Consider the following 5,364-nt stretch of genomic DNA (forward strand, 5'->3'; position numbering starts at 1 on the left):
AACGGACCGATGCGCTGGTCTTCGGCCCAGTGCGCACGCAATTCTGGGTGTGTGGTGTGTTCGACGTGCACGGTGGCGGATAAACACCCGGCGGTGGGGGCGGATAGTTCTGCGGCGGTGGCTGATCGGTCATGGACGTCTCCAGTCAATGGCTTAGCTGGAATCGAGCGTGCTCACCTTACCTGAGAAGCGCGTCGTCAGCCCGCCGTTACACATCCCTAGCGAACGCGGCGTCTACTCCCGTCGGAGAGGAACCCGAGCAGATCGTGGCGGGTCAGCACGCCGACCGGCTTGCCCTCCTCGACCACCATCACCGCATCGCACTCGCGCAGTGTCTTCGCCGCCGCGCTGACCAGTTCACCAGCGCCGATCAGCGGCAGCGCCGGGCCCATGTGCTCGGCCACCGCATCGGCGAGGTTGGCCCGCCCCTCGAACACCGCGGACAGCAGTTCACGCTCTGAGACGCTGCCCGCCACCTCGCCGGCCATGACCGGCGGTTCGGCGCCGACGACCGGCATCTGCGAGACGCCGTACTCACGCAGAATCCCGATCGCGTCGCGCACCGTCTCCGACGGGTGCGTGTGCACCAGGTCGGGCAGCGCACCCGACTTGCCCCGAAGCACCTCACCAACCGTCGACTCCTCCACCGAACCGTCCAGGCGGCTGCGCAGGAACCCGTACGACGACATCCAGTCGTCGTTGAAAACCTTTGACAGATAACCTCTTCCGCCGTCGGGCAGCAGCACGACGACGAGCGCGTCCGGGCCGGCCTGCTCGGCGACCTTGATCGCCGCGACGACCGCCATCCCGCACGACCCGCCGACCAGCAGCGCCTCCTCGCGGGCCAGTCGCCGCGTCATCTCGAACGAGTCGGCATCCGAGACCGCGATGATCTCGTCGGGCACCGAAGGGTCATAGGCCGCCGGCCAGAAGTCCTCGCCGACCCCCTCCACCAGATACGGCCTGCCGCTGCCGCCCGAGTACACCGAACCCTCCGGGTCGGCCCCGATGACGCGGACTTTGCCGCCCGACACTTCCTTCAGGTAGCGCCCGGCGCCCGTGATGGTGCCGCCGGTGCCGACGCCGGCCACGAAGTGGGTGACCTTGCCGTCGGTGTCGGCCCAGATCTCCGGTCCGGTGGTCTCGTAGTGCGACTCCGGGCCCATGGGGTTCGAGTACTGGTCGGGTTTCCAGGCGCCGTCGATCTCGGTGACCAGCCGGTCGGAGACGCTGTAGTAACTGTCCGGATGGTCGGGCGGCACCGCCGTCGGGCATACCACCACGTCTGCGCCGTAGGCGCGCAGCACGTTGCGCTTGTCCTCGCTGACCTTGTCCGGGCACACGAAGATGCACTTGTAGCCGCGCTGCTGAGCGACCAGCGCCAGCCCTACCCCGGTGTTGCCGGACGTCGGTTCGACGATCGTGCCGCCGGGCTGCAGTTCACCGCTGGCCTCGGCGGCGTCGATCATCTTGACCGCGATGCGGTCCTTGGCGCTGCCACCGGGGTTGAGGTACTCGATCTTGGCCGCGACGGTGCCCGCTCCGTCGGAGACAACAGAGTTCAGCTGTACCAGAGGGGTATTGCCGATGAGCTCACTGACGTGCCGGGCGATCCGCATGACTCCATCGTGTCAGGCGGCTTTCCGCGGTACCACCTGGGTTACCAGGTGGCCTCTCGGATGTAGTCACCGATCTGGCGCAACGAGCGGGTGGCCTCCGGGACCGCCGGCGCCGCGAGCTGGAACACATGCATCTGTCCCGGCCACACCCTGACCTCGACCGGCACACCGGCGGCCGCCAACCGTCGCGCGGCCTTGCGTGCGTCGCTGATCAGGACCTCGGACCCGGACACGTGGATCAGCGTGCGCGGCAGCCCGGGTTCGATGTGGTCGAGCGGCTCGTAGACCTCCTCGGCCTCGCCGTCCCTACGATTTCGTCCCGCTGCTTCTGCGACCAGGTCGACCAGCGCGTAGAACGCCCGCGGCGGGAACATCGCGTCGCTGCGGATGTTCGGGTGGTTGGCCCTGGTCTCGTTGTCGATCTCGAAGAGCGGCGACATCGTCACCATCGCGGCTGGGACCTCGCCCTCGAGGCCTTCGCGCTGCAGCCGTTCGGCCAGCGCCAGCGCGAGGTAACCACCCGCCGAATCACCGGCCAGCACGATCTGGTCGGGCTCGTAACCCTGCAACCGCAGCCACTGGTAGGCGTCATGACAGTCGTCGACCGCCATGCCGACCGAGTGCTTGGGGATCATCCGGTAGTTGACCACCAGAACCGGGCAGTCGGCGTAACCCGACAGCGCCTGCACCAGACGACCGTGCGAGTTGACGCCACAGGTCAGGAACGCACCGCCGTGCATGTACAGAATGACGCCGCGCTTGCCGTCCGCGGGCAGCACGCCGGGCGCCCGGACCAGTTGCGCGGTGCACTTCGGCAAACTGATCGTGGCCCGGATCGTGCCGGGGGCGGGCCGCGCCACGCGCGCGACGAAATCCACCAGACCCCACGGCCACGGCAGCCGCGGAGCGTAGCTGCCGATAGCCAGCGTCGGCCGGATAGTTAGCAGCGCGGCCAGCGAGGTCAGCCGTCCGGCAAGGCTGGGACCGTCCTCGACGATCTCGACGGGTGCCCCGTCACTGACCGGAAACTTGCGAGGCTTACGCGCCTGAGCAGGAGATACCCTCTGCCGGTGAGCTTGGCTCACCTTGCTCGGTGCGGTCATGACAACCACTCCCTCCGACGTTGGAGGCCGCCGTAATGCGGAGTACGCCTAATTTACTGCGGGTGACTCGCATCTTAGCTTGACACCATCTGTTCATTTCAAACAATTGGCGAGTCATATTCGATACCGCAGTTGATACCGCACTGTGACCCCTCCTCGCTCCTCGCCACGCGGGTAGCCCGGGAAACCGGACCTAAACTCGTAGCCGTGGGCACACCGCGACGGACGGCCACCCTCGCTCTTGCGGCCGCGGCCACCCTCGGCTCGGCCGGGTCCGCGTACATCGGGGTGCGCAATCTGCTGGTCGGGCAGGCCGACCAGGCCCGCCGCGTCATTCCGCAGTCGTGGGACATCCCCCCGCGCGCCGACGGCGTGTACGCACCCGGCGGTGGGCCCGTCGAGCGCTGGAACCGCGACGTGCCGTTCGACCTGCACCTGATGATCTTCGGCGACTCGACGGCGACGGGTTACGGCGCCACCACCGCCGACGAGGTCCCCGGAGTGCTGCTGGCGCGCGGGCTGGCCGAAATCTCCGGACGACGAATCCGGTTGAGTACCAAGGCAATTGTCGGAGCGACGTCCAAAGGGTTGTCGGGCCAGATCGACGCGATGTTCGTGGCCGGGCCGCCGCCGGACGCCGCGGTGATCATGATCGGCGCGAACGACATCACCCGGCCCAACGGCATCCGGCCGTCGGCGCACCGACTCGGCGACGGGGTGCGCCGACTGCGGGCCGCCGGCGCCGTCGTCGTCGTCGGCACCTGCCCTGACTTCGGCGTCATCACCGCGATCCCGCAGCCGTTGCGCGCGGTCGCCCGCAGTCGCGGCTTGCGACTGGCCCGCGCGCAGGCCGCGGCCGTGCGTGCGGCCGGCGCGATCCCGGTACCCCTGGCCGACCTGCTGGCCCCCCATTTCCGCACCACACCCGAGGCGCTGTTCTCCCCCGACATGTTCCACCCGTCCGGTGCCGGCTACGCGCTGGCCGCCAACCAGTTGCTGCCGGCGCTGTGTAATGCGTTGAGCGAGTGGATCGGTACCGCCGCGCCCGAGCTGCCGTGGCAGTCGCGGTCGGGCGAGGGCTCCGCGCTGCTGGCGCGAGTCAGCGGCTTGAGCAGGCTGTGGCGGCGCTCGACCGGCGTCCCCGCACCTGTGCTGGGCGGGGTCCCCGGCCTCGGCCAGGGGAGGGTCCCCGCGCCCGTCGCCGCGTCGGCCAGCTAGGTTTGCCTCATATCCACCGATGCGAGGAGGCGCCATGCCTGAAGCCGTCATTGTCGCGACCGCGCGCTCGCCGATCGGGCGTGCCGCCAAGGGCTCACTGGTCGACATGCGACCCGATGACCTTGCCGCGCAGATGGTGCGCGCAGCCCTGGACAAGGTGCCCGCACTCGATCCACGCAAGATCGACGACCTGATCATGGGCTGCGGTCAGCCCGCCGGCGAGGCCGGCTTCAACGTCGCCAGGGCGGTCGCCGTCGAACTGGGTTACGACTTCCTGCCGGGCACCACGGTGAACCGCTACTGCTCGTCGTCGTTGCAGACCACCCGGATGGCGTTCCACGCGATCAAGGCCGGCGAGGGCCATGCGTTCATCTCCGCTGGGGTGGAGACGGTTTCGCGTTTCCCGAAGGGCACCGCCGACGGCTGGCCGGACAGCAAGAACCCCGCGTTCGGCGATGCGATGAGCCGCTCGGACCAGGCCGCCGCCGGTGCCGAGGAATGGCACGACCCGCGCGAGGACGGCCTGCTGCCGGACGTCTACATCGCGATGGGCCAGACCGCCGAGAACGTGGCGCTGCACACCGGGATCAGCCGCGAGGACCAGGACCACTGGGGTGTGCGCAGCCAGAACCGGGCCGAGGAGGCCATCAAGAACGGCTTCTTCGAGCGCGAGATCGTCCCTGTGAAGTTGCCTGACGGTTCGACGGTGAGCACCGACGACGGACCCCGCGCGGGCACCACGTACGAGAAGATCAGCCAACTCAAGCCGGTCTTCCGGCCGAACGGCACCGTGACCGCGGGCAACGCGTGTCCGCTGAACGACGGCGCCGCCGCGCTGGTGATCCTGTCGGACACCAAGGCTCGCGAACTCGGGCTGACGCCGCTGGCGCGTGTCGTGTCGACCGGCGTGAGCGGGCTGTCGCCGGAGATCATGGGCCTCGGACCGATCGAGGCGACGCGCAAGGCGCTCGCCAACGCCGGCATGACGATCGACGACATCGACCTCTACGAGATCAACGAGGCGTTCGCGGTCCAGGTGCTCGGTTCGGCGCGCGAACTGGGCATGGACGAGGACAAGCTCAACGTGTCCGGCGGCGCGATCGCACTCGGCCATCCGTTCGGCATGACAGGCGCGCGGATCACCACCACGCTGCTGAACAACCTGACGACACACGACAAGACGTTCGGCCTCGAGACGATGTGCGTCGGCGGCGGCCAGGGCATGGCGATGGTGATCGAGCGCCTGTCCTGATTCGGATTGCGCCGAGCGCGTCTAGTGTGCGTTCAGATCGCAAATCCCGCCGCTAAGAGGCGATTCCGCGATCTGAGTGCACACTAGCGGCCCAAGCTCGGCGCACCCGATTGACGATGTCGGCCGGATGAGTGCCTGCGACCACGCGAATGTGCGTCCATCCGCGGTACGC

The 5,364-nt window shown here is 68.5% G+C and carries 4 protein-coding genes and 1 pseudogene; 3 read left to right on the plus strand and 2 right to left on the minus strand.

Features of this window, described 5'->3' with window-relative positions; translation table 11 throughout:
* Window positions 1–77: pseudogene (locus A5663_RS00195) on the plus strand (limonene-1,2-epoxide hydrolase family protein); the annotation flags it as partial.
* 141 nt (window positions 78–218) lie between these two features.
* Here the strand turns inward: A5663_RS00195 and A5663_RS00200 are convergent.
* Both A5663_RS00200 and A5663_RS00205 read right to left on the minus strand, forming a co-directional pair.
* Complete coding sequence (locus A5663_RS00200; protein WP_068142895.1) at window positions 219–1,619, minus strand: cystathionine beta-synthase; 1,401 nt, start codon at window positions 1,617–1,619, stop codon at window positions 219–221.
* A gap of 41 nt (window positions 1,620–1,660) precedes the next feature.
* Entirely contained in the window at window positions 1,661–2,722 is a 1,062-nt protein-coding gene (locus A5663_RS00205; protein WP_068142896.1) for an alpha/beta hydrolase fold domain-containing protein, read from the minus strand.
* A gap of 207 nt (window positions 2,723–2,929) precedes the next feature.
* Between A5663_RS00205 and A5663_RS00210 the strand changes: the two genes are divergently transcribed.
* A complete protein-coding gene (locus A5663_RS00210) occupies window positions 2,930–3,940 on the plus strand; it encodes an SGNH/GDSL hydrolase family protein (protein ID WP_082973863.1) in 1,011 nt (336 codons plus the stop codon).
* Between the two features lie 34 nt (window positions 3,941–3,974).
* The gene (locus A5663_RS00215) at window positions 3,975–5,192 is read left to right on the plus strand and encodes an acetyl-CoA C-acetyltransferase (RefSeq protein ID WP_068142897.1); all 1,218 of its coding nucleotides are present in this window, start codon (window positions 3,975–3,977) and stop codon (window positions 5,190–5,192) included.
* The last annotated feature ends 172 nt before the right edge of the window (window positions 5,193–5,364 follow it).

The organism is Mycobacterium sp. E740 (assembly GCF_001672895.1).
Taxonomy (GTDB): domain Bacteria; phylum Actinomycetota; class Actinomycetes; order Mycobacteriales; family Mycobacteriaceae; genus Mycobacterium.